Here is a 24,814-nt window from a genome sequence, read left to right on the forward strand (position 1 = left end):
TGAATTCACTCCTTCTTCAATTTGTTTTCATATTAGATATCTAGCTTTATTTGTATAGCAGAATTTATCTTATAAACTTTTAAAGTTTACAGAAAACTTTAGTAATTAAATTACTCTATTAAAGCCTGCTATATTTATATTTTTTCATTTATTATTATTGATTTTCTAAGATCTAAAAGACTGTCTAAAAGATTTTCATCGTCATAAGAATCAAATTTAAGAGTAAGTATAAAACTCTTATCTTTATTAAAGAAATTAATACAGTTTGCCTTATTCGCATTTACATACAAATTCTCACTTAGTAATCTATTTTCCCCAATTATTAAATTTCTACATTTATCTAAAAAACTGTTATTGTAATCAATTACATATATATTTTCAATATAATCATACTTATATTCAGCTACATTATCAAAAACTCTGAGTACATTAGTATTTAAAAAATTGTAAATTTGACTATTGTTGTATATCGATATTTGTTCATATATATATTCTCTAAACAGTGGATGGACATTTTGTCTTAACTTGATTATATAATCATTAGGTAGTTCAAAATACAATTTCCAATAGTTCGTATTACTTTTCTCTAATGTAAAAGCAGCATTATTTTTATTATGAACATTGTCTTGGTAGTAATTACTCAGGAAATTGTGTTGTCTAAGTGTTGTTGCTTCCTCTTCAAAGAAACGATCAAACCATTGTAGTATATTTCTATCAACTTTTAAACTCATCTTATAACCCTTCTTCCCTCGTCATCTTTTTAACATTATCTTTTTTTACCTTCAAACTATTGTATTCATCTAATAGTTTTCTCCTATCCATTTTACTACCACTATAAGAAATAGAAGGATTTATCATATACTCCCCATTTTTTACTCTTTGCAAAAAATCTCTTTTTTTAAGATCTGAAAAATTCGATGAAAGAGTCGTCTTAGGATAATCAAATTCTTTTGATAGTTCTTCGAGAGTCATAAAAATTTTATTATTCTTATCCATTAGGTTTAAAAGCATTAATGGAATTAAATTCTTCTTTGTATATGAATTTTCTACAACCTTTAGATAATTTTTCAACGATATATTAGAATATTTATTTTTCTCTAAGGTAATATTTCTGCTCTCCGTATAATGATCCTCTAAATCTTTTTTTGCTATTTTATTTGAATTAAAAATATCCTCACCCTCTTTATCTTTTTATATCTAAAGTAAATATATTACAAAAAATTATACATGTCAAAGCTTAAAATCGAAAAAGTTCAGCTAATAGATAAACTTTTATTTATCTATTAGCTGAACTTCTCTTCTTTTAAGAATTGTGTAATTTCAATTATTTAATATTAATTTACTATATTTTTTTATGTTTTTTAAATTTTTTTTATTTAATTTCCTACTAGGTATATATTTGTATATAAACCTTAATTTAATTTGTATTAACATTAAATTTGAATTTGTTTTTCTGTTATAGTTGAGACCATAACAGCTTTAATTGTATGCATTCTGTTCTCCGCCTGATCAAAAACTTTTGAATAATTAGAACTAAACACTTCATCTGTAACTTCTAGTTCTTTATATCCATATTTCTCATGTATCCTATTTCCTATTTCTGTATTTAAATCATGAAATGCAGGCAAACAATGTAAAAATATAACCTTTGGATTTTCCGTCTTTTTTATCATATCCATATCTACTTGATAATCCTTTAGAAGATTTATTCTATATTCTAATAATTCTTCTTCTCCCATAGAAACCCATACATCAGTATAGATTACATCTGCACCTTTAATATTATTTAGATCTTCTGTCAAAGTTATTTTTCCATGAGATTTTTTACATAACTCTTCCATTTCATTAAATAAGTTTTCATCTGGCCATAGTTCCATGGGAGCAAGTGCAACAAAATGAATGCCCATCTTGGCACATCCAATCATCAATGAGTTTCCCATATTATTTCTAGCATCTCCTACATAAACAAGCTTTATCTTATCTAGATCTTTGTCTACATTTTCAGTAATAGTCAGAAAATCAGCTAATATTTGAGTTGGATGATATTCATCTGTTAAACCATTCCAAACTGGAACCCCTGAAAATTCAGCTAAGGTTTCTACTGTCTCCTGTTTAAACCCTCTAAATTCTATACCATCATAATATCTACCCAAGACTTTAGCTGTATCTGCAACGGACTCTTTTTTACCCATATGACAATCAGTGGGTGATAGATATGTAGTAAAAGCTCCTTCATCGTGAGCAGCAACTTCAAAAGAGCATCTGGTTCTTGTAGATATTTTTTCAAATAACAATGCTATATTTTTATCTTCCAGTAGATCGCCTTTAATACCGACCTTTTTTTTAGTCTTTAGATAGCTTGAAAGAGTTAATAAATACTTTATTTCCTCTCTTGTATAGTCTTTTAATGTTAAAAAATTTCTTCCCTTTAAACTAATATTATTCATATACTGTACATCCTTTCACCTTATTTAAGCAGCCCTTTAATATAATAAGTCCTCCTCGTCCTCCTCTTTAATTGTATTTGCTTCAATATTTACTTCCACTCCTATCATCAATCCATCCCTCCTTATATCAACAATTTTGCCATTGTTTAAATCCCATAAAAAATCTTTTATATAATCTCCCTATTTCTTTGTGACTTATAAGTCGTCAGTAATTTTATAAGCTCAAACCCTATGTATCCTGTAGACCATATAATTCCTACTTTTATTTTTCCCATAAAACTATCACTCCCTAGTTTTTTAATTTATTTTAAAACTAAAAAACCCCTTAGCAATAAATGCTAAGAGGCGAATATCCGCGGTACCACTCTTCTTGGTAAAACTAATCTTAAAAAATAAGTGTAAAACAATAAAATATACTATCTAACGTAAGCTAAATTTTAATTAAACTAATATTAAAATATTAATTAAATTAAAAAAGTCCCTCAGCCAAAGACCAAGAGACGAATATACACCCGCGTTACCACACTTATTGATAAGAAACTTACCCACTCAATCTCTTAAGGCGAGAAAACCTATTGCAATACTATACTTCGTGCAATATCCTCAAAAGTTCTATTCACAAAAACATCACTATCGAGCTTCCACCATCCTCGACTCTCTATTAATTAGTCAATTGATACTTCTCTTTATCTCAGGATTAACTTTTTATTATTTCTATTTATCTTAATTTATTTTAAATTATATGTCAATAATAAATTTCAAATTTTTTAAATATATAAATAATTTTATATTTTTTTATGGTAGTCACTAAATAAGGAAATAAATATTTCCTTAAAGACTAATTTAATTTTACTTTTAAATAAACTAAAAGCTAACTAAAAAATTAGCTAGCTTTTTTATAATTTTATTATTAACTTTAAGATATTTTAAAGTCATTTTATAGATTTTTATATATAATAATTCATGCATTTTGTAAATAATATAATTTTATAATTAATTTTATTCGTATACAGAGTACTTCTTCCATATTTGCTCTAAATCATCAAAGTGTTGTTTAATATCATCTTTCTTTTTCATACCAACAGAAATAGCAAGTGCATTTGCTACACTTAGTGGCGGTACTAATGAATCGACAAAAGATGCCATATTGCTTTTCACTAGAAGTGTATTATCTGATAGAGAAGCAACTGGTGCAAATAAACTATCTGTGATAGATATTACATGTGCTCCTTTTTCTTTCGCATAACTTACTATTTGATAAGATTTCTTTGAATATCTTGGGAAACTTATACTTATAACTACATCTTCATCAGACATCCTTACAACTTGTTCAAAAGCATCACCCATGTCCATTCTAATTACATGAACATTGTCCAATATTACATCAAGATAAAATCCTAAATACTGAGCAATGACAAACGAGCTCCTAGCGCCTAAAATGTAAATTTTTCTAGCCTTTAGTAGCTTATTTGAAGCTTCCTCAAAAGCCTTCTCATCTATTTCTTCAAGCGTATCTCTTATATTGTCTATATCGCTTTTTAACACTTTATTTAGTATTGCAAAATCACTAGAGTATTCATTGGCCATATCTACTCTTTGAACTGTAGTAAGTTTATTTTTAATTAGCTCTTGTAACGCTGCTTGTAATTTTGGATAACCATTGTATCCAAGTGCATTTGCAAATCTTACTACAGTAGATTCACTAACTCCAACTGTCTCGCCCAATTTGCACGCAGTCATAAAAGCAACCTTATCGTAATTGTTCAAAATATACTGTGCTATAAGTTTTTGTCCTTTGCTTAATCTTGTGTACTGCGACTGAATAGTTGATATTAGGTGTTTTCCATCCTTCATATCTTTTATATCATCCATTTTTATCTTCCTTTCGTATATAAAATCATTTCTAATACCTTAATTTTTTAACTAAGTTTGTAGAAAAGATTATGATGTTCATATTTAAATTTTTTCAATTAATTTCACAAATTTTCTGTAACTTCTGTTCGAATAATATCGACCTATTCTGTATATCAAATTTTAAATCTATGTATTAAATATACACCCTTACAATTAATATGATATATATTAATTTACTAATGTCAAGTTTTTCTTAAACTGCATTTACTTTTTCTTCTCTATCATTATAAGTTGAGGTGGATTATTTATTTGATTTAAAAATTTGCATTCAAGTACATTATATTCTTCTTGTGAAAGATTTTTTGCAAATGTGTAAATTGCATTTCTTTCTTCTAAACCTCCAGTATGACCTGTATAAATAGCTATGCACGCTACACCATTTGGTTTTAATAATTGTAAACTTCCTTCTAACGCTTTTACAGTTGTCTCTGGCTTAGTTATTATATCATGATTTGCTCTCGGTAAGTACCCTAAATTAAATAAAACACAAGAAATTTCCTCTGAAACATAGTTTAATATATTTTCATGACCATCGTATACTAGCTTTACATTCTTATCTAAATTCGTTTTTTCTAATAATTTTCTAGTGGATTCTATCGCGCTCTTCTGTATGTCAAATGAATAAACATATCCATTTGGGCCGACTGCCTCCGCTAAATATTTAGTGTCATGACCATTACCCATAGTTGCATCGACTACAGTATCTCCACTATTTATAATATTTTCTAAATAAATCTTATTAATGTCAGTTATTTTGGTTAAATATTTAGCTTTCTTCATTTGTTTCTCCTCTAATATAAAGTTGTTATTTTATCATTTAACTATTTTATATATTTTAAATTTAAAGATCTTTATTTAATGTATTTAAAATAATTTATTACTCTAATTTAAAATAATTTATTACTCTATTTAATATTCTTTAAATAATTTACTTCTTGACTCGTTAAATGTCTGTACTCTCCCTCATTTAGGTTTTTAAGTCCTATTTCACCCATGTTTACCCTTTTTAATTTAAGTACTGGATGATTTATTGCTCTACACATTTTTCTTACTTGTCTATTTCTACCTTCGTGTATTCTTATTTCACATTCAGTGTAACCTTTATCTTTAAATGATTTGAGTACTTTAATTTTAGCTGGAGCTGTAATATAATCTTCTATCTCAAGACCTCTTTCAAAATTCTTTATTTCAGTATCATTCGGTATACCTTTTAGTTTTGCCCTATAAACTTTATCTACATTATGCTTTGGATGTGTCAGCTTGAAAGTCAGATCACCATCATTTGTAAGTAATAACAGTCCACTAGTTTCGTAATCTAGTCTACCTACAGGGTAAAGTCTTTCTTCTATATCTTTTATTAAGTCCAAAACATTTGGTCTACCAAATTGATCTTTAACTGTAGTTATATAGCCCTCTGGTTTATAAAGCGCAATATAGACATTTTTATTGCTTAAAGATATTAATTTACCATCAACCTCCACTTTATCTTTTAATTCATCAATTTGGTGTGATAGTTCATTTATTATCACACCATTTACTTTTACTCTACTTGAATTTATAAGTTCTTCGGCTTTTCTTCTTGATGAAACTCCGCAACTTGCAATATATTTATTTATTCTCATATTTTCTCCTTTTATTTCTAATCACAACTATTTTATCTTGTTATTAATTATATTCTACTATAACCCTGTATAAAAATAAAATTATTAAAGATTAATTTTTCATTATTTGTAATTAATTCAAGATTTGTTGTAATACTATATATTAGGTTTTAAATCAAATAAATTTATGGGAGGTCACATGTTTACAAAAGAAAACATAAAAAATTACATAATAATTATTTCAATATCTCTTTTGATATATAAAATTATTGACAACCCGAGAATCTTTATATCAGGAATTGGAAGCCTTGCTAGATTTTTTAGTCCATTTCTAATAGGTATATTGTTGGCGTTACTAATAGATCCATTAGTAAAGTTTTTTGAAAATAAATTTAATACACATAGATTAATAAACATATTATTATCATATATAATTATATCAATACTAATCTTTATTATTTTTAAATTACTTATTCCCGCTACTATAAACACACTAAATAGCATTATAAAGGAAATTCCAAAATATATTGACTTTTTAAATTCTTCTTTAGAAAAAAAGATCTCTAGGCAAGAATTTTTTGAGGCTACTCTACCTCACTTTCAACAAAATCTAAATAGTATACTAAGTCGAGGTGTAAATGCTCTTACGGATTTATCAACTAATTTAATTGTGTATATTTTCAGTATAACCTCTTTAATATTTAATATTATTATGGGAGTTATTTTATCAATTTATATGCTGTATGATAAGGAAAAAATAGCTCGAGGATTTAAAAGACTTTTGTATGCATCTCTCAATAAAGACCGTACTGATAAGATTATTGAATTTTGTAAAATGGCACATGAGATTTTCTATCACTACCTAGTCGGTACATTTATAGAGTCATTAATTGTAGGTATAATCGTATTTTTAGGATTTCAATTTATATTCAGAATAGAGAATTCCTTTTTCTTTGCTTTCATTATATTTTTAACCAATATGATACCTTATTTCGGACCATTCATAGGTGCATTCTTACCAGTAAGTATGACACTTATCTACAGTCCTTTAAAAGCTATTTGGATCTCTGTATTTATATTTGTAGTTCAACAATTAGATGGCAATTTCATCGGTCCAAAGGTTGTTGGAAACAAAGTTGGACTAAGTCCACTTTGGATTATAAGTGCTGTCCTTATTGGAGGCGAGATGTTCGGTTTAGTGGGTCTATTTATATCGATTCCGATAGCAGCTATAATGAATGTGTTAATCTGTGATTATATAAAAAAAAGATTATAATTAATTCGATATTTTCAGTTAAAAAGATATTTTATTAAATATTTATATTATTTTTTATAATATAAAAAAAACAAACCTACCCGAATAATATTGCTTGAGTAGGTTTGTTCTTTATTTAAATTAATTTGTAATTATATTCTACTCACTTGGGGAGACATTTTCTCCACTTTCACCTTGGCCATTCCCAGATTCTGTGGAACCATTTGATCCACCTGATTCAGGTGAACCCCCTGTATTAGACTCAGATGGCCCTCCTGAGTTTGTGTCTCTCGAATCTGACGATTCATTTGAACTTAGTTCGCCATTTGAATTATTATGGTTTTTGTTTTTATTCTCTTTAACTCTTATACCGTACTGTGCGTTCGCTGCATCATGTTCAACTCTGCTTATATCATCTTTTGCGCTGTTTTTAGCATTATCTTTTCTACTCTCTTTATCGTTCTTTTCATCTTCTACAATTTTTTTAAATTTCTTATTCATCTTAGCAGCTTCACTTTTTATTGTAGGAGATCCATTTTTTATTTTAGCTATAAATCCAAGTTGCTTTATTGCGCTTTGATAATTTTCTTCTTTTTCAAATTTAAGAGCTTTAGACATCCTCATTGCTTGTAGATACATTGCTTTAGCACTTTGATTAGTGTCATCATCATCTAGAACGGTTGAAAAACTACTCATAGCTTCTTTATACTTATGATCTTCTAATTGTTGTGTACCTAGTTCAAAGTAGTCTACTTCTTTATTATTAAATGAGCATCCTACAAAAAGCAAGGATGCTAATGTAATTAACAGTATTATCTTTGTCCTCATCTAAACCCCCCTCACTATATAGTATAAATTCTATCACAATTGGATTTATTTTGAAATAGTGAAAAGTAAGTTAAATTATCAAATCATGTAATACAATTACAATTTTTGTTCTATATTGTCTCTTATACTTAATAAAACATAGAATATTATCAAATATGTTTTAAATTCTATCTAACTTCTAAAGAAAGTAATTCTTCATAACTTTCTCTTTTACATATCAATTTATCATTACCATCAAACACTGTAACTACTGCAGATCTAGGTATTTTATTGTAATTTGATGCCATAGAATATCCATATGCCCCTGTTGAAGTAGTTATTAAGACGTCTCCACTTTCTATGTGCATTATGTCAGTATCAGCAATCAATATGTCTCCACTCTCACAACACTTTCCTGCTATTGTAACTTTATTTACAGTTTCGTTATTTATTTTATTTACTATACTACATTCATATCCAGCATGGTATAGCGAAGGTCTAACATTGTCTGTCATTCCTCCATCTACGCTAACGTACACTCTAACATCTTTTATATCTTTTATTGACCCTACAGTGTAAAGAGTACTCCCAGCATTTGCAACAATAGATCTTCCTGGTTCAACTACCAATGTAGGAACATCAATCTCTAAGCTTTTGCATGTTTCATCAGCCCTAGTTACTATAGCGTTACAGAAATCTCTTATTTCTATTGGTGAATCTTCCTTTGTATAATAAACTCCCATTCCACCACCTAAATCAACTTCTGTAAGCTCTACACCAAACTTCTCTTTGACTTCTTTTACTAGTTTCATCATTATATCTACTTCATCAAGGTAAGGCTCTATATCAAATATTTGAGATCCTATATGAGCATGAAGACCAACCAACTCTATAAAAGAATAGTTTTGAAGCTTTTCAATAGCTCTGTCAAGGTCTCCATTGATAAGGGCAAATCCAAACTTAGAGTCGATTTGACCAGTCTTGATGTATTCATGTGTATGGGCCTCTATGCCTGGTGTTATTCTAAAGTATATCTCTTGTTTTTTATCTTTTTCTTTACATAGCTGTTCAATTAAATCTAATTCATAAAAGTTATCTACTACAAATCTACCAACGCCATACTCAATACCCATACTTATTTCTTCTTTAGTTTTATTGTTCCCATGAAATAGTACTTTTTCCATTGGAAAGCCCGCTTTATAAGCAGTATACAACTCTCCACCAGAAACAACATCAAGGTTCATTCCTTCTTCATCTATAATCTTACACATATAGGTAGGTAAAAAAGACTTTCCAGCATAAGCTACTTTATTTTTTCCCTCTTTCACTCTAAAATTATCTATATACTCTCTACAGTTTTGTCTTATTAGTTTTTCATCCATTACATATAGAGGTGTTGAGTATTTCTGCGCAAGTTCTGTGCAAGGTACTCCCCCGATGCTAAGTTCATTTCCTGTAATCTGCATACTCCCGTGTAGTCTCATGTCTACCTCCTAATTATAAATTAAATTCGTCTGCTACTTTGTTTATTGCTACCATTTTGTCTTTAGAATCGATAGCACATGTTATACGTATATCTGATGTAGTTATAAGTTTAACTACAATATTATTTTCTTTAAATATCTTAAATACTTTAGATGCAACTCCAGAAGTATCTTTCATTCCTAGACCAACTAGTGAAAACTTTGTAATTTCATCATTCACAAGCATACTTTCTGAGTAAGAATAAGTCTGCACTATTTCTTTGCATAAATTTACTTCTTCCTTTGGTACGGTAAATGATACATTTATATGGCCTTTTATTGGTGCTGTTTGACTAATCATATCAACACTTATCCCTTTGTTTGCTATATCTTCAAACAACCCTGCAACATCCTCTACCTTGAAATCTTTTATTGTTATCGCACTATCGTCATCACTTGCTGCTACCCCTGTTATAAGCTTACTTTCTAAATTCATTTCAACTTTCCCCCTTATGTATGTCCCTTTTTCTTTTCCACATGTACGTCCAACGTAAATTTCAACTCCGTATTTTTGAGCTAACTCTATGCTCCTTGAATGCATAACTTGAGCGCCAAGACTTGCCAGTTCTAACATTTCTTCGTATTCAATTTCATCAAGCTTTTTAGCTTTATTATATTTTCTAGGGTCTACTGAGTATACCCCATCTACATCAGTGTATATTTCACACTTTGCGTTTAATTTTACAGCTAAGGCGACTGCTGATGTATCAGACCCTCCTCTTCCTAATGTTGTAACATCTCCATCTCCATTTATACCTTGGAATCCCGTTACAATAACTATATTGTTATCTTCTAGTTTGCCCTGTATTTTTTCGACATTAATATCATTTATAAGTGATTTTCCGTGTAAACCGCTCGTTTGAATATCTAATTGATAGGCATTATAGCTCACTGCCTTATGTCCTAGTTCGTTTAAACTCATCGCTAAAAGTGATGCAGAAATCATCTCTCCAGTTGACATTAATACATCCAACTCTCGTTTATCCGGTTTATTGCTTAACTCTTTTGCAAGCTTTATATATTCATCTGTAGTTTTCCCCATAGCAGATACTACTACTACTATTTTTGTGTCTTCATCTTTTCTAGATATTATATTTTCAGCAATAGCTTTTATTTTTTCAGTACTAGCGACTGAGCTTCCACCGTATTTTTGAACAATAATCCCCATAATATGCCTCTCTTTCAAAAGAAAAATATATAACAAAAAACGCCCAAAGGTATACTTTGGACGTAAAAAATTACATAAACCAAGTAACCTTGTAGCTCACCACTATAGAAAGTGACAGCCTCATACATGTTATGTATAAGTCCAGGAGACCTATTTGCCAATAGATCAACTTCGGCTGTAGCTCCTTTCCTCAACCATCAACATCCGCCGACTACGATTGAGTACTGATAAATACAGCGCCTCTACCTCAGGTACATTTTTATTAATTTGATATATTTAATTTAATCACATATGTTAAAATATTGCAACAAGTATTTTTTTATATAACGAAATTTAGACTATTTTGTCTTATAAATTTTTAAATATATTTAAATAGTTTATTGAGATTTAGATCTACAAAATCTATATTTAAAAAATCTCTATTGAAGTATTTTTCAGATAAATCACAAATTTTATTTGATGATATAACAATAATTTTAGGTATTTCAAAAAATGGTATTGTAGATTTCACTATTTGATTATTTACATTTCTGTATTTTAAAAGATCTATATCATCACACTCTACATCGTCAATATATATATCACACAATAACTGTTTTAACTCATCAGATCTATCTGTATAGAGTATATATATATCGTAAGTTTTATCATCAATATTAGTATTTCTATAAAATCTATTTATTTTATATCCAGCATTTTTTAACTTAATTAAAAGCTCAGTTCCTAAAAGTGCTTTATAAAGATCCTTTCCTTCAAATATCCCACCACCATTTAAAAAATAAACATAGGTATCTCTATATAAAGAATCTTCAATATCACAATAAAATTTTTTAAGTGTATATTCATTGCACATCCTTCTTAATGTTTTTTTTATGTTTTTTCTGGAGTATGCTTTTTTGGAAATAAAAACTTTCTTTATCTGAGCTTCCGTTACACATCTAACCCTGCTAATTAAAAGTAATATGTCTTTTTCTATATTTGTCATTGCTTTTAATCTCCTTGAAGTCTTTTAAAATTTCAAAGTTGTACTTTTATTATATTAAATACACATGATTAAATTTACTAAAAAAACAATAAGAATATCTGACATAATATGATGTTTAAATTAAAAAGTCTGTCTAAGAGTATAATTAACGCTACATAGACAGACTTATAATATATTATTTTATTTAAAAATTAATTACAATTAACTAACTATTCTTTAGTTTTTTGCGATCCTCCAATACTATGATTGTCAAACCTAGTCATATCAGCAATTCCATCTTCAGCCTTTTCGTAACTTATACTAACCTTGTCTCCCACTTGAGTAAGAGGTAATTGGTTTGATAGCTTTGACGTCTCTTTGAATATAACATCGGTTTTTGAATCTATAGTTATAAAGTAAGATGTATTTCCACTTCTTACGTCCGGACTTATTCTAGTAACAGTTCCCTCAACATTATTGTCCTTTATTCCGTCTGCACTGTTATCTATAACAAGGTCGTTGCCCTTAGACTCTAAAGCTTCTTTGTAATTTCTTAGAGCTTCGTTTTTATTTTCTCCAATTCCAAGTACATTGTAGTCCTCAACTGATATAAACGCTACTCTTTTTACTAAACCAGCCTTATCCTTTAAAGAAGATACATATGTAGGATTACCTAATATATTGTACATAATCGGATAAGTTGCTTCGTAATTTTTTTCTTGTACATTTCCTTCTGCTGATTTCATTGCTGCAAGCTCAGTTGCTCCGGGTTGTTTGTAAAGCCTTGCTTCTTTGGTTCTAGAGTCGATTAACATAAATCCAATAGTAGATTCATCTCCCCCAGAGGATGTAATTCCAGTATACCAATAAGATTTATTGTCTTCTCCATAAACTAATGATATACCTTCAGTTGGAACTAAAACTCCTTTTTCAGAAACAACAGAATTAATAAATCCATTTACATAACGACCCCAATCAGCAATCTGTGATGTCACAAATTCACTAGGTTGGATCCTATCTACCCACTTTGGAGTATTTTCAACTGTGTAAGTCTTAATCTCACCAGTGGCAGCATCCACTATAGCTGTTCCTACAGCGTTAGATCCACCAAATCCAATTTTATTTTTGTATAAACTTACAACCCAATATGGAATACCTTCATCATTTATCTCAAGTGTAAAATCTGACATTCCGACATTCATTACACCATGGATGTACAGATGTCTTTGAAGATCTTGTAGTAGATATGCTTCAGGCTGGTATACTATTCTTATATCTCTATTTCCAACTTTTTGTACAAGTTGTACATCTTGCGGATTGCTGGCTGAAACTTTTACATACCCACTAGTTCCGCTTAAAGATGTGGCCCACTTTATAATATCTCTATGTACAAGTGGTGCTACCCAATAAAGTTCTCCATTAACATTTTGTACATGGAACTTACCTAATTTTGAGACACTACCTATAGCTGGTACTTCACCAAGTTTTTTGTCTCCTAATTTTCTCGCCATATCCTCATCTACTAAACGAATATCGTTTACACTTACAGGGCTAATATCTTCTGTGAAATCGCTTTCTTTTACCTCTCCAATTAAATTCCTATAGGCTTTCGCATGTAGAATTGGCGTTGTAGTTATAAACGGGATGACAAACATAATAACTGCTAAACCAATAGCTATAGTAAAATTATACTTAGCTGTTTTTGATGTAGTTTCCTCTTTGTCTAGCATCATGTCGATAACACCTGCTACAACAAAAAATATAACTCCTACTGATAATGTAGATGTAAAGTTAAAGCTTATCACAGGTAATTTTACAAATGCATATATCGCAACAACTAAAAATGCTACTCCATATATTTTTATATATCTCTTCATTCAATACCCCTTTCCTGTTTATAGTATCGATTAATACTTATTATATCCATATTCTTACAAAAAACAAATAATAATTTACAATTTGAAAATCGCAAATTATTATTTATGACAGTTATTTTATTTTATTAGTAATTTAATAATTCTGGTATTGTAACTTTCACTCTTCTATTGTACTTAGATATTAGTCCTTCATACTCTAAATTGAGAACATCAAGATCATAGTAATCATCTGGCTTAACATTACAAGGTTTCTTATCTAAAATATTTATATTACTTCTATATAACATAGTAGCAACAAAGTTTGAGCATACGTATTTATATGGACGTTGTTTGTTTAAATTTAGCGGTATAAATAAAAGTGCACGTCTGTCGTAATCGTACTTATCTCTATTCTTCTTTATTCTATTTATATTTCTCTCTAACTCAGAATACTGAAATTTAGAAATTTCTAATGAATAAACTCTACATACAGTTCCTTTTTTTATAGCATAGAGTCCCTCATCTATATTTTCTTCAACAAATCCAGCAAATATTGGATTCGTTGGAATTAATCTCCCAAATGAATACATTGGACTTAAATCTTCATTAAGTGCAATTGATACATGTGAATACTGCTTACCACTTGTATTCCTTATAATATATGATAATACCGTTCCTGTATATGTCGTAACAATATAAATTTTTTTCATGTTTCCCCCCCTTACATTTGCTATATATTCTCTTTGCGAGTTCAATATAACAACTATATAAGCAACATATATAAATTTTATGCATATTCTCTACTCTAATATTCAAAAATGTATAATAACCTTTTAATTTTACCATAAAAATAGAACTCTTACAATTGGATATACTTATAAAAAAAGTGACTTAACAAAAAGTATTATAAACACCTTTAGTTTAGCCACCCCTATTTCTATCTTCCATTATTTAAAAAGTCTAACACACTGCCAACTTCTAATTCTAAATCCAAGTTTAATTTATTGTCTTTTACTGTAACATCGTTAAGCTTAGCTGGATAAAGGTAGCTTTTGTCTAAGATAATTTTGTTATCTTCCATTCTAAATTCTTTATTTTCGTACATATAATCAAGGGATTTTCTAAATAGACTATTGCTTATTGGTAGTTTCCCAACGTGTATGTTGTTTATTTCGAATACAAGATTTTCGTCCTGAATTTCTGGTAGCAAGTCAAAATCAACTTGAGTATCTAAAAATCCCATAATTTTATAAGGTGCTTTTACTCTAATCGAATCATCTACAATCTGTACTTCACTGTGCATCAATTCTTCAACTCCAGATTTAGTTAACACTGTATAAACTATATCTTTAAAATCTTGATTTGAAACATTTATCTCTCCTTTTAGCCTTGTAGGATTCCTTAGTATTTCCATGCTTCCTATATCAGACTTCTTAACTATATCTTCAATTGTAACAGTTTTTATATTACTCTGATCAATTTTGGCTTTTTCAGAAGGCGATAATAGAAAGATCAATATACCCCCAAGCAGTAAAAATGTAACTAATATATATGACATTCCCTTAATTAACTTTCTCATAATATTCTCCTTAACTTAACAAAATATGTAAATATATATCATTTCAAAATTTATAATCTACATTTTTAACATTATATACATTATGCTTCTTATTTTCAATACAAAATCTCTAAATTGATAGTATACATTATGCATAATCTTGAATTAATAATTAAATACCTTCACCCAAATAAACAGTTATTTTAGTATAAAAAAGCATTTTTAGCTGAATACTTTAATTATATCTTTATTTTTTTCCGATATTGATTTAGAATTAATAATATGGAATGATATGTAATAATTTATTATATTACAATTTTTAAGGAGGGTATTATAATATGTCAAATGAAACAACATCGTCTAACTTTATAAAAAATATAATTATAGATGACTTAGATACTGGAAAGCACAAAAGTATTATAACTCGTTTTCCTCCAGAGCCAAATGGTTATTTACATATAGGACATGCAAAAAGTATATGTCTAAACTTTGGCCTTGCTGAGGAATTTAAAGGAAAAGTAAATTTAAGATTTGATGATACTAATCCTGTAAAAGAGGATATAGAGTATATAAACTCAATACAAGAGGATATTAAATGGTTAGGTTTTGAGTGGGATCAACTTCTGTTTGCCTCTAACTACTTTGATGAAATGTATAAAAGAGCTTTAGTTCTAATCAATAACGGAAAGGCGTATGTGGATGATTTAACTGCAGACGAAATAAGAGAATATCGTGGTACTCTTATAGAACCAGGTAAAAATAGTCCTTATAGAGACAGAACCGTAGAAGAAAATCTCGATCTATTCACAAGGATGAGAGATGGAGAATTTGAAAACGGTCAAAAAGTTTTAAGAGCAAAAATAGATATGTCATCTCCTAATATAAACTTTAGAGACCCTGTTATATACAGAATATCTCACGTATCTCATCACAATACTGAAGATAAATGGTGTATATACCCAATGTATTCTTTTGCACATCCTTTAGAGGACGCAATAGAAGGGATAACTCACTCTTTATGCTCACTAGAATTTGAAGACCAAAGACCTCTTTATGATTGGTTTGTAAAAGAATGCCAAATGGAAGAAGTCCCAAGACAGATTGAATTTGCAAGACTTAATATGAACAACACTGTCATGAGTAAGAGAAAATTAAAACTATTAGTTGACAATGATGTTGTAGATGGTTGGGATGATCCAAGAATACCTACTATATCTGGACTAAGAAGAAGAGGTTATACTCCTGAGTCTATACGTAATTTCTGCGAAGAAATTGGTGTATCTAAGGTTAACTCTCAAGTTGATAGTCAGCTACTTGATTACTTCTTAAGGGAAGACTTACAAACTAAAGCTCCTCTTGCTATGGGTATAGTTAAACCACTAAAATTAATTATTACTAACTACCCTGAAGATAAAGTTGAAATGTTAGAAATTGAAAATAATTCCAAAGATGAAACTCAAGGAAAGAGACTTGTTCCTTTTTCTAGAGAACTTTATATAGAACGTGACGATTTTATGGAAGAACCTATAAAAAAATATTTTAGGCTATTTCCAGGAAATGAAGTTAGATTAAAGGGTGCCTACTTCGTTAAGTGTAATGATTTTATAAAGGATGACAGTGGCAATATTGTTGAAATACACTGTACTTATGATCCTGAGACAAAGAGTGGTTCTGGTTTTACTGGCCGTAAAGTGAAGTCTACAATTCATTGGGTAGATGCTAAGGAATCCAAACCTTGTGAATTTAGACTATTTGAACCACTTATTTTGGATGATGCGCCAGAAAATGAAGGGAAACATTTTTTAGAACAGATAAATCCTAAATCAATAGAAATACTTCAAGGATTCGTTGAATCTGTACAAATAAAGAATGCTAAACCTTTTGATAAATTCCAATTTGTTAGAAATGGTTTTTTCAGTGTAGATAATAAATACACAACTGGTGATAAACTGGTTTTTAATAGAGTCGTTCCACTTAAGAGCTCATTTAAAATAGGTTAAGCATCGCCATAAAATCAAAGTAAAAAAGGGTATTCCTCTAGTTAGAGAGATACCCTTTTTATTAATTCAAAGTTGTGCCCTAATATTTATTGTATTTTTATCTTATCTTAAATTAAATGATTATTTACTTAATATATCTTTCAGAGCTCTTATAAACTTTCTATTTTGATCCATAGTTCCTACGGTAATTCTTGCATGCGTCTTACTAGGTCTTATAACAAAGCCTTTTCTCTTTAAATTTTCAAATAGTTTATCTATATCTGTTTTCATATCTACATATAAGAAGTTTGCCTGAGAATCAACTACATCAAACCCCATTTTTATAAATTCTTCTTTTAAATATTTTTTACCGATTCTGTTTACTTTGTAGGTACTATCTATGAATTCTTCATCATCTAAGGCCGCTACTGCCCCACTTATCGCTATTCTATTTGCAGCAAATGTCTCTCTAACCATAAAAATGGTTTTAATTATTTCTGGATTTGAGATTGCATAACCTACTCTTAGCCCCGCTAGTCCATATATCTTAGAGAAAGTTCTAACTACAATTACGTTCTTATTATCTTTTACATAATCCACAGAATCCTTGTAATTTTTATCCTCTATAAACTCTATGTACGCTTCATCTATAACCGTTATAACATCCTCAGGTACTTTTTTAATAAATTTATCTAACTCTTTATCATCTAATAAAGTTCCCGTAGGGTTATTTGGGTTACAGATAAATATTGCTTTTGTTTTTGAATTAATTTTTTGTAATATTCCATCTAAATCGTACTTATAATCAACTGTAAGTGGGAGTTCAACAGGTACTCCTTCATTTTTTATGATTGCAGTTCTATAAGATGGAAAAGTTGGATTACAATATATTACCTCATCATTTTGATTTACAAATGCTTCACCTAAAAGTGTAATTATATTATCTGCACCATTTGCTATTATAAAATTATCTTGATTAAGGTTTAGTCTATCAGCTAACTTTCTTCTGAGATCATTAGCTTCTGGATCTGGATATAATTGTGCTATATCTAACATTTCTTTCATAGCCTCTATAGCCTTTGGTGATGCTCCTAGTGGATTTTCATTTGAAGCTAATTTTATTATCTCGTTTACCCCGTACTTCTCCTTTACTTTTTCTATAGGCTCTCCAGGAATATACTGGTTCAAATATCTTACTGTGTTTCTAGTCAATTTTTCAATCATACTAATCCTCCAATTTATGTTTTAAATAGTTTTTAAATCTAAATTTATTCTTTAAAGTTATTCACTAAATAAATATGTGATTAGTACAATGTATAAATTTACTTCAGCTTTTATGCCTTATTTATAAATATATATATTTATTTTAATATGACATAGGATGTCATATTTCTATGTTATGATGGAAATAAATAAATTATTAGGAGGATTAATATGAATATACAATTTTTAGGATATTTAATATGACTATAATTGATATAACTAAAGAAAATGTTGAAAAAGAACATATCTGCTGTGCTATTTCTGAAAAAAAAGGAGATACATGTATATCTTCAAAAAAATCTTGGATGAAGAATCTGTTTAAAGATGGATTAGTTTTTAAAAAATTGGACGTAAGGGGTAAAGTTTTAATTGAATACTTACCCGCCGAAAATGCTTGGTGTCCTATTGATGCAAAAAACTATATGCATATTAACTGTTTTTGGGTTTCAGGTAAGTTTAAAGGACATGGTTATGCAAATAAACTTTTAGAAGAATGTATCCTAGATGCAAAATCTAAAGGAAAAATTGGTCTAACTGTTATTTCATCGAAGAAAAAAATACCATTTTTATCTGATCCAAAGTTTCTAAAGTATAAAGGTTTTGTTGTTTGCGATTACGCGGATTCATATTTTGAACTGCTATATCTTCCGTTTGAAAAAAATGTGGAAGTCCCTAAATTTAAGGATTGTGTAAGCGACAGCATAGATTTAGAAGACGGCTTTGTTTTGTACTATTCAAATCAATGTCCACATACTGATAAATATGCTCCTATTATTAAAGATATTGCAGACAATAAAAATATAAAATTTACACTTATTAAATATGAAACCACAGAACAAGCACAGAACGCTCCATCACCATTTACTACTTACAGTTTATATTTCAATGGCAAATTTATTACAAATGAAATACTTAGTGAAAAAAAATTCAACAAAATCTTAGAGGTACACAAATTGAAATAAGGCGGCCTTAATCAAAGGCCACCTTTAGAATTATTTCTTTAATATAACTTACCATATTCCGAACATAATGATATTACTATAATAAGTGTTAGATTTTCTTAACAAATATTAGATATTAATACTTAACTCATTTGAATTTATTGAAGTTTTGTAAAAAACTTAATATATGCTTTTCTTAAAACTGTATCAACAGAAATAATCTTATTTAAATCTTAATATCCATATTCTTCGTTAAGGAATATAACATGTATTCTTCCTTTTGATCTCTGCATTTTTATTGTCGTATACTCACAACAAATTCTACCTTCGCTTGAACAGTCTATACATTGCCCTGTAATCTCACATGGGGTTTTTGGACTAAGTCGTTTAGTATTTGCTGGAGCAGCTATATTTTTCACCCTATTAATTGCTTCTTCTTCATCTTTAACTATTTTATTTACACCTACAACTAGTATTACTTTATCTGGACCGTATAGCATAGCTGCCACTCTATTACCATTTCCGTCCACATTATATAATTCGCCATTTTCAGTTATTGCATTTGTGCTTGCAAAATAAGCATCTGCTAATAGAGACTGTCTAAAGATATTTTTCATATCTGCTCCTGTAAGTCCTTCTTTATATCTGTCCAATAAATTGTATCTATCTGTTCTTAGATAATCAATCAACCCTGTTTCGAATAAGGTCATAGATCCTCCTATACCTACAGTAGCCCCTGGTTTTACAAGCTCTTCTATTTTTCGTATTAATTCTTCTTGGTCTTTAACAAGATAACCATGCATATTCTTTTTTTCTAAAGCTTTGATTGTTCTCTCTATTTTTTTTTCATTTACAAAATTAAGATTTTTATCCATATAATCTCCCCCAAATTATTAATTATTTATAAATATTACATATTTATTTAAACTATTCCTTACCTTTAGTAAATTTCATATGTACTATTATTTTACCATATTTTATATTTTAAAATGTTAATTATATTTTGTATATAAAAAAGTATTCTTGTTATTTCTATGACGAAATAAAGTGTATACTGACAAAATTAATTAAAGGATTATTAATTATTTTAAAGAATACTTTTTACCATTTTTCATAACGAACAATTTTATCTAAAGATTTACGAGGACGCTGTTTTGGATTTTCATCTGCATAACCAACAGTTAAAACGCAAACTACAAATTTATCATTAGGTATATTAAGAATAGGCCTTACTTCTGCTTGTTTGAACCATGCCGTCCAGCAAGTTCCTAATCCTAAATTCTCCGCTTGTAAAACTATATGTTCAATTGCAATAGCAGTGTCTCGAATAATTTGTTTCAACTCAAATTCAGGTGATTCTTCATTTAAGTAGATCTCTGCTGTATCCTTTATTCTACTGTTGATATCTGCAACGCATACAATCATCACTGGTGCTTTAGCTAACCACTGTTGATTGTTATTGACTTTAGCAAGTTTTTCCTTTGTTTCTTTAGATGTAACCACAATAAAATTCCACGGTTGCGTATTTGAACCAGAAGGAGCAAACATTGCACTTTTTAATATTTTTTGCAATTTATCTTTCTCGACCATTTGATCTTTATACTTACGTATACTTCTACGTTTTTCTATTTCTATCATATTTAAACAAGCCCTTTCGTTATTATTTGATTATTTTATACTCTATATCATATACTCATATCAAATTTTTATTACATTTTCATATCAAATTCCCTTCTTATTGATATACTTAGTATATAGTGGTAGTATATAAAAATAAATACTGTCATTTTAGATAGTTAGTATTTTATGGAGGAAAATATGAGAAAAACATTTAAACAAATGGCTCTATGTAATTGTGCTACAGCAAATACTTTGGCATTAATTGGAGGTAAATGGAAAATTTTAATTTTATACCATTTACTCAATAATCCTTTAAGATTTAATGAATTAGAGCGAAAATTAGGAACAATTACGCCGCATACACTCAGTAAAGAACTTAAAGAATTACAAGAAGATGATCTAGTTAATAAAGAAATTTTTGCTGTCATACCACCTAAAACAGTTTATTCACTTACTAATAAAGGATCTGAGTTGGAACCAGTTTTAAGAGAGATTCATAACTTCGGAAAAAAGTATCCTATATCAAAATAAATAAAATTATGTATAAAATTTTCCTCTTTATTATTAATTGGAGGATATAAAGTTGTATCTTTATAAGTTTTTTAGGTGCCAATATTAAGATTTTTTTAAATATAAAAGCACAGTGCATTATAATTATAATCACTGTGCTTTTCATGTAATTTAATATCTAGATATTTTAATATATATAACTCCTTTTAAACATGTTTTATTCTACACCTGTTTTTTCAGCTAGAAGGGCTACTCTTTTTTGCCCACCTTTAACACATGTAATAATAGTTAAACAATCTTCATCAGTATTATCTAAAACTTCCATTTGTGTCGCTTCGATTACTTCCTTCTTTATCACTTTATAATTAATTTTTCCATGCAAGGTTTGAATCTCAATTAAATCACCTATTTCAATTTCATCAACTCTATTAAAGAATTCCCCGTATGTATACTGTCTATGGCCTGCTATTGCAGAATTCCCATTTTCCCAAGGCATTGGTGTATCCTTAAAATGTCCAACTGAATGTCTAAGGGTCTTCATATCAGTTCCTTCTTTGATAATTACTTTTAGATCTATTTTAGGAATATTTAATATTCCTATACCATCTTCTAAATTTGTACTTTTATCTAATACATGAGTATTTTTTAAACTTTTGTTTTTATTTTCTATAATTCTTTCAAAATTATCTATAGCTTTTGAATTCTCATTATTGGTATCCCATCTTGCATAAAAAGATAAACCTATTAAAGCTAATCCTACAGCAATTATTATAATTCCTAAAATCCTTTTTATATACATATCTGTTCTCGCTAATGCTTTTCTTTTAAATAAATTTATGCGATATTCCTTTCTATATATTATATTATTTTAAGATTAACACTTATATGCGATTTTGTAAAATTTTTACCTCCATAATTATATTTTATATCCTCCGGTCTTTATAGGTAATTCTATGATGAATGTTTTTGCAGCATCTTGTTTTTTGTATCTATATCTAATTCGATTCCATTTAATGGACCTTACCCTACAGGAATTATAAATTTTAATATGATAGCTTATCAATTTCTTTAAAATTGACTTAAAAGGAAGTAAGTATTTCCTCTAATTTCTCAATAAATATCTCCGAAAGTACTTTATTGCCTTCACTAGTCAAGTGTATTCCGTCTATATAGTACTCATTTTTTCTTTTAAGAAATTTTTTTGTTGCAAAATAACTGTAACAATCAATCATGTTTATTTTATAAATATCACTAAACTTTCGAATATTATTACAATACTCTTCTAGAAGCGGACCTATATTGTTCTTTCTATTTATCTGGCACCATGAATCTGGAACTAACTCTACATGAATAGGTATTGGTGTTGATATTATCGGATAAATTCCTTCAGATAATAAATTTTCTACAATTAGCGTTATATTATTTATTGCACCTATTATATCTCCAGTGAACAACACATCATTAGTTCCACCCATAATATGAACTATATTAGGTTTCTCAGTTAACACATCACTTTTTAACCTATCCATCATCTGTGATGTAGTGTCACCATTAACGCCTCTATTTACAACTTCAATGCCTGTTTCGTTTTCTACTATATTACACCATGTATGAGACCTTCTAACTCCATATCCGAAGGTTAAACTATCCCCTAAACATACTAACTTCATGAATATCTCCTCCTTTTATATAAAATCACTAAAATTAATGACTTATTTAATGCATAGACAAGTGATTTTTATACAACTAAAATAACCTTACGTAAACATTTTATTTTTAACGTAAGGTTATTTATTGTAAAAATCTACTAATAAATCAATTATCTAACTAAATTTTTTTCCATTATATAGATATACTCCACCTACCACTAAAAATAATCCTACAAATAAAGTACCTGTATTCCCTAATATTCCGCCTGTTTGAGGAAGCTTCCCTGATTTTATTGGATTTTTTAATGATATATTATTTGCATTATTTGAATTTTTTTCATTATTTGAACTTCCTGAGTTATTACTATTATTTCCTTCATTTTCATGATTTGGTGGATATACACCATTTTTATAATTGATTGATTTTACAACCGTCAACTCTCCTGGCTTAACTATGACTTCTAATTTTTCATCGTCTAGTCTGTATCCTTCTGGTACATTCGACTTAACAAATAAATACTTACCAGGTTTAATATTCTTCAAAGTTATCTTTCCATTTCTGTCAGTTACTAATCCTTCGTTTATAGTATTTTCTTTACGGTCCAATAGTTTATATTCAACACCAGTCATATTATAATCAGATTCATAATCTACAGCCACTAACATAACACTCCCTAAATATGGTTTGATTAAATCTTCTTTGTCGTTTTCTTTAATTAAAATCACAGGTATAAGCTGTATACTTTTTATTTCAAATCTTTTAGGTTCTGAATTTAATACATAGCCATGTGGTGCTTTGGTTTCAACAAAATAGTAATTTCCTGATTCTAAATTTTTTACTATTACTTTCCCCTCAGTATCTGTACTTAATCCTTCTTTAACAATATTTCCTGCGCTATCATATAAATCAAATATTGCTCCATCCAACTTACTTTTATCTTTAGAATCTATTAATGTAAGAACTACTTCACCTTTTCCAGTTTTAAGATCTAAGGTTTTATCTACACTTTTATCGTTTGTACCTAATTGTTGTCCATCATTTATAACATTAATTTCATATTTATCAGAACCAATCCCAAAGTCAATATTATAAGTTCCTTCTATGATATTTGTGTTAAAAGTAGTTTTAATTGTTAATATACCTTTAGCATTTTTATTATTTTCGATATAATTACTTTCATCAGTAATATTTACTGTGACTTTACCTTCTGTGGTTACTTTTACAGTTCCTAAGTTAATTTCATCTGATGTAGTTAAGTTAGAATTTATCTCTTTCTCTATCTTAAGTTCAATTGGCAAATTAAAGGTTTCTGCATAGCCTTTTCCAAAATTTTTAATTGACCATTCATATACTAAATTTACAGGTTCTGATAATTTCCATTCACGATTTTCAGTTCCATCATTATGAATTAATTTTGCCGAGTTAAGAATGCTATTATTCTCTTCTGCGTTTACAGGATTTAAAATTGTGATAAAATTGCTGAATACTAAGCAGAGAGTTAAGATAAAAGTCCAAAGTTTCTTCATACTATCCCTCCTAATTTTTACATTAATGTTATATAAATCCAGTATAACATAAATGAAGTCGACTTTAAAAATTAATGTCTCTTTCATGTAACTTTTATAAATTAATTTCTGATTCTTTTCTAATTTATTCTTTAATTAAATTGTCATATTACTCATCCTCAGTCTTAATCACCAGTAATGCTACTCCTTTTTTCCACTTTTATGCAAATAATAATTGAAAGGCAATCTTATT

23 protein-coding genes, 1 riboswitch and 1 other annotated feature are annotated in these 24,814 nt (G+C 28.7%); of the genes, 4 read left to right on the forward strand and 19 right to left on the reverse strand.

The genetic code is table 11. The annotated features are described in order from the left end of the window. Positions 1-134: 134 nt before the first annotated feature. From KQI18_RS00405 to KQI18_RS00430, 6 genes are all read right to left on the reverse strand, one after another. Positions 135-731, reverse strand: coding sequence for a hypothetical protein (locus KQI18_RS00405; RefSeq protein ID WP_216465522.1), 597 nt, complete (start codon positions 729-731; stop codon positions 135-137). Position 732: 1 nt separating this feature from the next. Next, on the reverse strand, positions 733-1,071 hold the full coding sequence (locus KQI18_RS14065) for a replication/maintenance protein RepL (RefSeq protein WP_257432582.1): 339 nt from the start codon (positions 1,069-1,071) through the stop codon (positions 733-735). Positions 1,072-1,433: 362 nt separating this feature from the next. After that, on the reverse strand, positions 1,434-2,447 hold the full coding sequence (gene argF / locus KQI18_RS00415) for an ornithine carbamoyltransferase (protein WP_216465523.1): 1,014 nt from the start codon (positions 2,445-2,447) through the stop codon (positions 1,434-1,436). A 493-nt stretch (positions 2,448-2,940) separates the two neighbouring features. Further along, positions 2,941-3,149 (reverse strand) — a binding site (T-box leader). Between the two features lie 297 nt (positions 3,150-3,446). Further along, entirely contained in the window at positions 3,447-4,319 is an 873-nt protein-coding gene (locus KQI18_RS00420; protein WP_216465524.1) for a MurR/RpiR family transcriptional regulator, read from the reverse strand. 246 nt (positions 4,320-4,565) lie between these two features. After that, positions 4,566-5,141 carry a class I SAM-dependent methyltransferase gene (locus KQI18_RS00425; protein ID WP_216465525.1) on the reverse strand — a complete coding sequence of 192 codons (576 nt, stop codon included), beginning with the start codon at positions 5,139-5,141 and terminating at the stop codon, positions 4,566-4,568. Positions 5,142-5,266: 125 nt separating this feature from the next. Beyond that, positions 5,267-5,983 carry a pseudouridine synthase gene (locus tag KQI18_RS00430; RefSeq protein ID WP_216465526.1) on the reverse strand — a complete coding sequence of 239 codons (717 nt, stop codon included), beginning with the start codon at positions 5,981-5,983 and terminating at the stop codon, positions 5,267-5,269. Positions 5,984-6,161: 178 nt separating this feature from the next. Here KQI18_RS00430 and KQI18_RS00435 point away from each other — a divergent pair, with 178 nt between their 5' ends. After that, entirely contained in the window at positions 6,162-7,238 is a 1,077-nt protein-coding gene (locus KQI18_RS00435) for an AI-2E family transporter (RefSeq protein ID WP_216465527.1), read from the forward strand. A 138-nt stretch (positions 7,239-7,376) separates the two neighbouring features. Here KQI18_RS00435 and KQI18_RS00440 read toward each other — a convergent pair whose 3' ends face one another. The 7 genes from KQI18_RS00440 to KQI18_RS00470 all read right to left on the reverse strand — a co-directional run bounded on the left by KQI18_RS00440 (position 7,377) and on the right by KQI18_RS00470 (position 15,114). Continuing rightward, positions 7,377-8,045 (reverse strand): hypothetical protein, encoded by a 669-nt coding sequence (locus KQI18_RS00440; protein WP_216465528.1) that lies wholly within the window; start codon positions 8,043-8,045, stop codon positions 7,377-7,379. Between the two features lie 167 nt (positions 8,046-8,212). Beyond that, on the reverse strand, positions 8,213-9,508 hold the full coding sequence (gene lysA, locus KQI18_RS00445) for a diaminopimelate decarboxylase (protein ID WP_216465529.1): 1,296 nt from the start codon (positions 9,506-9,508) through the stop codon (positions 8,213-8,215). Positions 9,509-9,521: 13 nt separating this feature from the next. Beyond that, entirely contained in the window at positions 9,522-10,715 is a 1,194-nt protein-coding gene (locus tag KQI18_RS00450; protein ID WP_216465530.1) for an aspartate kinase, read from the reverse strand. An 84-nt stretch (positions 10,716-10,799) separates the two neighbouring features. After that, positions 10,800-10,968: riboswitch (Lysine riboswitch) on the reverse strand. A gap of 105 nt (positions 10,969-11,073) precedes the next feature. Continuing rightward, positions 11,074-11,700, reverse strand: coding sequence for a hypothetical protein (locus KQI18_RS00455; protein WP_216465531.1), 627 nt, complete (start codon positions 11,698-11,700; stop codon positions 11,074-11,076). 209 nt (positions 11,701-11,909) lie between these two features. Further along, complete coding sequence (locus tag KQI18_RS00460; RefSeq protein ID WP_216465532.1) at positions 11,910-13,556, reverse strand: hypothetical protein; 1,647 nt, start codon at positions 13,554-13,556, stop codon at positions 11,910-11,912. A gap of 125 nt (positions 13,557-13,681) precedes the next feature. Continuing rightward, positions 13,682-14,245 (reverse strand): hypothetical protein, encoded by a 564-nt coding sequence (locus tag KQI18_RS00465; RefSeq protein ID WP_216465533.1) that lies wholly within the window; start codon positions 14,243-14,245, stop codon positions 13,682-13,684. Between the two features lie 227 nt (positions 14,246-14,472). Continuing rightward, entirely contained in the window at positions 14,473-15,114 is a 642-nt protein-coding gene (locus KQI18_RS00470; RefSeq protein ID WP_216465534.1) for a hypothetical protein, read from the reverse strand. 317 nt (positions 15,115-15,431) lie between these two features. On the opposite strand from KQI18_RS00470, the gene KQI18_RS00475 reads away from it, so the two are divergent. Then, complete coding sequence (locus tag KQI18_RS00475; RefSeq protein ID WP_216465535.1) at positions 15,432-17,093, forward strand: glutamine--tRNA ligase/YqeY domain fusion protein; 1,662 nt, start codon at positions 15,432-15,434, stop codon at positions 17,091-17,093. Between the two features lie 120 nt (positions 17,094-17,213). On the opposite strand, the gene hisC is transcribed toward KQI18_RS00475, so the two are convergent. After that, on the reverse strand, positions 17,214-18,296 hold the full coding sequence (gene hisC, locus KQI18_RS00480) for a histidinol-phosphate transaminase (protein WP_216465536.1): 1,083 nt from the start codon (positions 18,294-18,296) through the stop codon (positions 17,214-17,216). Between the two features lie 239 nt (positions 18,297-18,535). On the opposite strand from hisC, the gene KQI18_RS00485 reads away from it, so the two are divergent. Continuing rightward, a complete protein-coding gene (locus KQI18_RS00485; RefSeq protein ID WP_216465537.1) occupies positions 18,536-19,297 on the forward strand; it encodes a GNAT family N-acetyltransferase in 762 nt (253 codons plus the stop codon). Between the two features lie 212 nt (positions 19,298-19,509). On the opposite strand, the gene KQI18_RS00490 is transcribed toward KQI18_RS00485, so the two are convergent. Further along, positions 19,510-20,151: a lactate utilization protein gene (locus tag KQI18_RS00490; protein ID WP_216465538.1), complete on the reverse strand. Its 642-nt coding sequence runs from the start codon at positions 20,149-20,151 to the stop codon at positions 19,510-19,512. 226 nt (positions 20,152-20,377) lie between these two features. Beyond that, positions 20,378-20,914, reverse strand: coding sequence for a nitroreductase family protein (locus tag KQI18_RS00495; protein WP_216465539.1), 537 nt, complete (start codon positions 20,912-20,914; stop codon positions 20,378-20,380). Positions 20,915-21,094: 180 nt separating this feature from the next. Here KQI18_RS00495 and KQI18_RS00500 point away from each other — a divergent pair, with 180 nt between their 5' ends. Then, entirely contained in the window at positions 21,095-21,427 is a 333-nt protein-coding gene (locus KQI18_RS00500; protein WP_216465540.1) for a winged helix-turn-helix transcriptional regulator, read from the forward strand. A gap of 196 nt (positions 21,428-21,623) precedes the next feature. Here KQI18_RS00500 and KQI18_RS00505 read toward each other — a convergent pair whose 3' ends face one another. The 3 genes from KQI18_RS00505 to KQI18_RS00515 form a co-directional block, all read right to left on the reverse strand. After that, complete coding sequence (locus KQI18_RS00505; protein ID WP_216465541.1) at positions 21,624-22,205, reverse strand: class D sortase; 582 nt, start codon at positions 22,203-22,205, stop codon at positions 21,624-21,626. Between the two features lie 280 nt (positions 22,206-22,485). Next, positions 22,486-23,076 carry a GDSL-type esterase/lipase family protein gene (locus KQI18_RS00510; RefSeq protein WP_216465542.1) on the reverse strand — a complete coding sequence of 197 codons (591 nt, stop codon included), beginning with the start codon at positions 23,074-23,076 and terminating at the stop codon, positions 22,486-22,488. Between the two features lie 153 nt (positions 23,077-23,229). Beyond that, a complete protein-coding gene (locus KQI18_RS00515) occupies positions 23,230-24,582 on the reverse strand; it encodes an LPXTG cell wall anchor domain-containing protein (RefSeq protein ID WP_216465543.1) in 1,353 nt (450 codons plus the stop codon). Between the last annotated feature and the right edge of the window lie 232 nt (positions 24,583-24,814).

It is taken from the genome of Metaclostridioides mangenotii, assembly GCF_018917235.1.
In the GTDB taxonomy this organism is placed as follows: Bacteria; Bacillota; Clostridia; order Peptostreptococcales; family Peptostreptococcaceae; genus Metaclostridioides.

What these genes read in the sequence shown, in the direction of transcription:
- argF (WP_216465523.1), bottom strand. Translation starts at nt 2,447, where the DNA reads ATGAATAATATTAGTTTAAAGGGAAGAAATTTTTTAACATTAAAAGAC.
- KQI18_RS00440 (WP_216465528.1), bottom strand. Translation starts at nt 8,045, where the DNA reads ATGAGGACAAAGATAATACTGTTAATTACATTAGCATCCTTGCTTTTT.
- KQI18_RS00500 (WP_216465540.1), top strand. Translation starts at nt 21,095, where the DNA reads ATGAGAAAAACATTTAAACAAATGGCTCTATGTAATTGTGCTACAGCA.
- KQI18_RS00475 (WP_216465535.1), top strand. Translation starts at nt 15,432, where the DNA reads ATGTCAAATGAAACAACATCGTCTAACTTTATAAAAAATATAATTATA.
- hisC (WP_216465536.1), bottom strand. Translation starts at nt 18,296, where the DNA reads ATGATTGAAAAATTGACTAGAAACACAGTAAGATATTTGAACCAGTAT.
- KQI18_RS00455 (WP_216465531.1), bottom strand. Translation starts at nt 11,700, where the DNA reads ATGACAAATATAGAAAAAGACATATTACTTTTAATTAGCAGGGTTAGA.
- KQI18_RS00485 (WP_216465537.1), top strand. Translation starts at nt 18,536, where the DNA reads ATGACTATAATTGATATAACTAAAGAAAATGTTGAAAAAGAACATATC.
- KQI18_RS00435 (WP_216465527.1), top strand. Translation starts at nt 6,162, where the DNA reads ATGTTTACAAAAGAAAACATAAAAAATTACATAATAATTATTTCAATA.
- KQI18_RS00505 (WP_216465541.1), bottom strand. Translation starts at nt 22,205, where the DNA reads ATGTATATAAAAAGGATTTTAGGAATTATAATAATTGCTGTAGGATTA.
- KQI18_RS00465 (WP_216465533.1), bottom strand. Translation starts at nt 14,245, where the DNA reads ATGAAAAAAATTTATATTGTTACGACATATACAGGAACGGTATTATCA.
- KQI18_RS00495 (WP_216465539.1), bottom strand. Translation starts at nt 20,914, where the DNA reads ATGATAGAAATAGAAAAACGTAGAAGTATACGTAAGTATAAAGATCAA.
- KQI18_RS00515 (WP_216465543.1), bottom strand. Translation starts at nt 24,582, where the DNA reads ATGAAGAAACTTTGGACTTTTATCTTAACTCTCTGCTTAGTATTCAGC.
- KQI18_RS00425 (WP_216465525.1), bottom strand. Translation starts at nt 5,141, where the DNA reads ATGAAGAAAGCTAAATATTTAACCAAAATAACTGACATTAATAAGATT.
- KQI18_RS00420 (WP_216465524.1), bottom strand. Translation starts at nt 4,319, where the DNA reads ATGGATGATATAAAAGATATGAAGGATGGAAAACACCTAATATCAACT.
- KQI18_RS00470 (WP_216465534.1), bottom strand. Translation starts at nt 15,114, where the DNA reads ATGAGAAAGTTAATTAAGGGAATGTCATATATATTAGTTACATTTTTA.
- KQI18_RS00510 (WP_216465542.1), bottom strand. Translation starts at nt 23,076, where the DNA reads ATGAAGTTAGTATGTTTAGGGGATAGTTTAACCTTCGGATATGGAGTT.
- KQI18_RS00460 (WP_216465532.1), bottom strand. Translation starts at nt 13,556, where the DNA reads ATGAAGAGATATATAAAAATATATGGAGTAGCATTTTTAGTTGTTGCG.
- KQI18_RS00405 (WP_216465522.1), bottom strand. Translation starts at nt 731, where the DNA reads ATGAGTTTAAAAGTTGATAGAAATATACTACAATGGTTTGATCGTTTC.
- KQI18_RS00450 (WP_216465530.1), bottom strand. Translation starts at nt 10,715, where the DNA reads ATGGGGATTATTGTTCAAAAATACGGTGGAAGCTCAGTCGCTAGTACT.
- KQI18_RS00490 (WP_216465538.1), bottom strand. Translation starts at nt 20,151, where the DNA reads ATGGATAAAAATCTTAATTTTGTAAATGAAAAAAAAATAGAGAGAACA.
- KQI18_RS00430 (WP_216465526.1), bottom strand. Translation starts at nt 5,983, where the DNA reads ATGAGAATAAATAAATATATTGCAAGTTGCGGAGTTTCATCAAGAAGA.
- lysA (WP_216465529.1), bottom strand. Translation starts at nt 9,508, where the DNA reads ATGAGACTACACGGGAGTATGCAGATTACAGGAAATGAACTTAGCATC.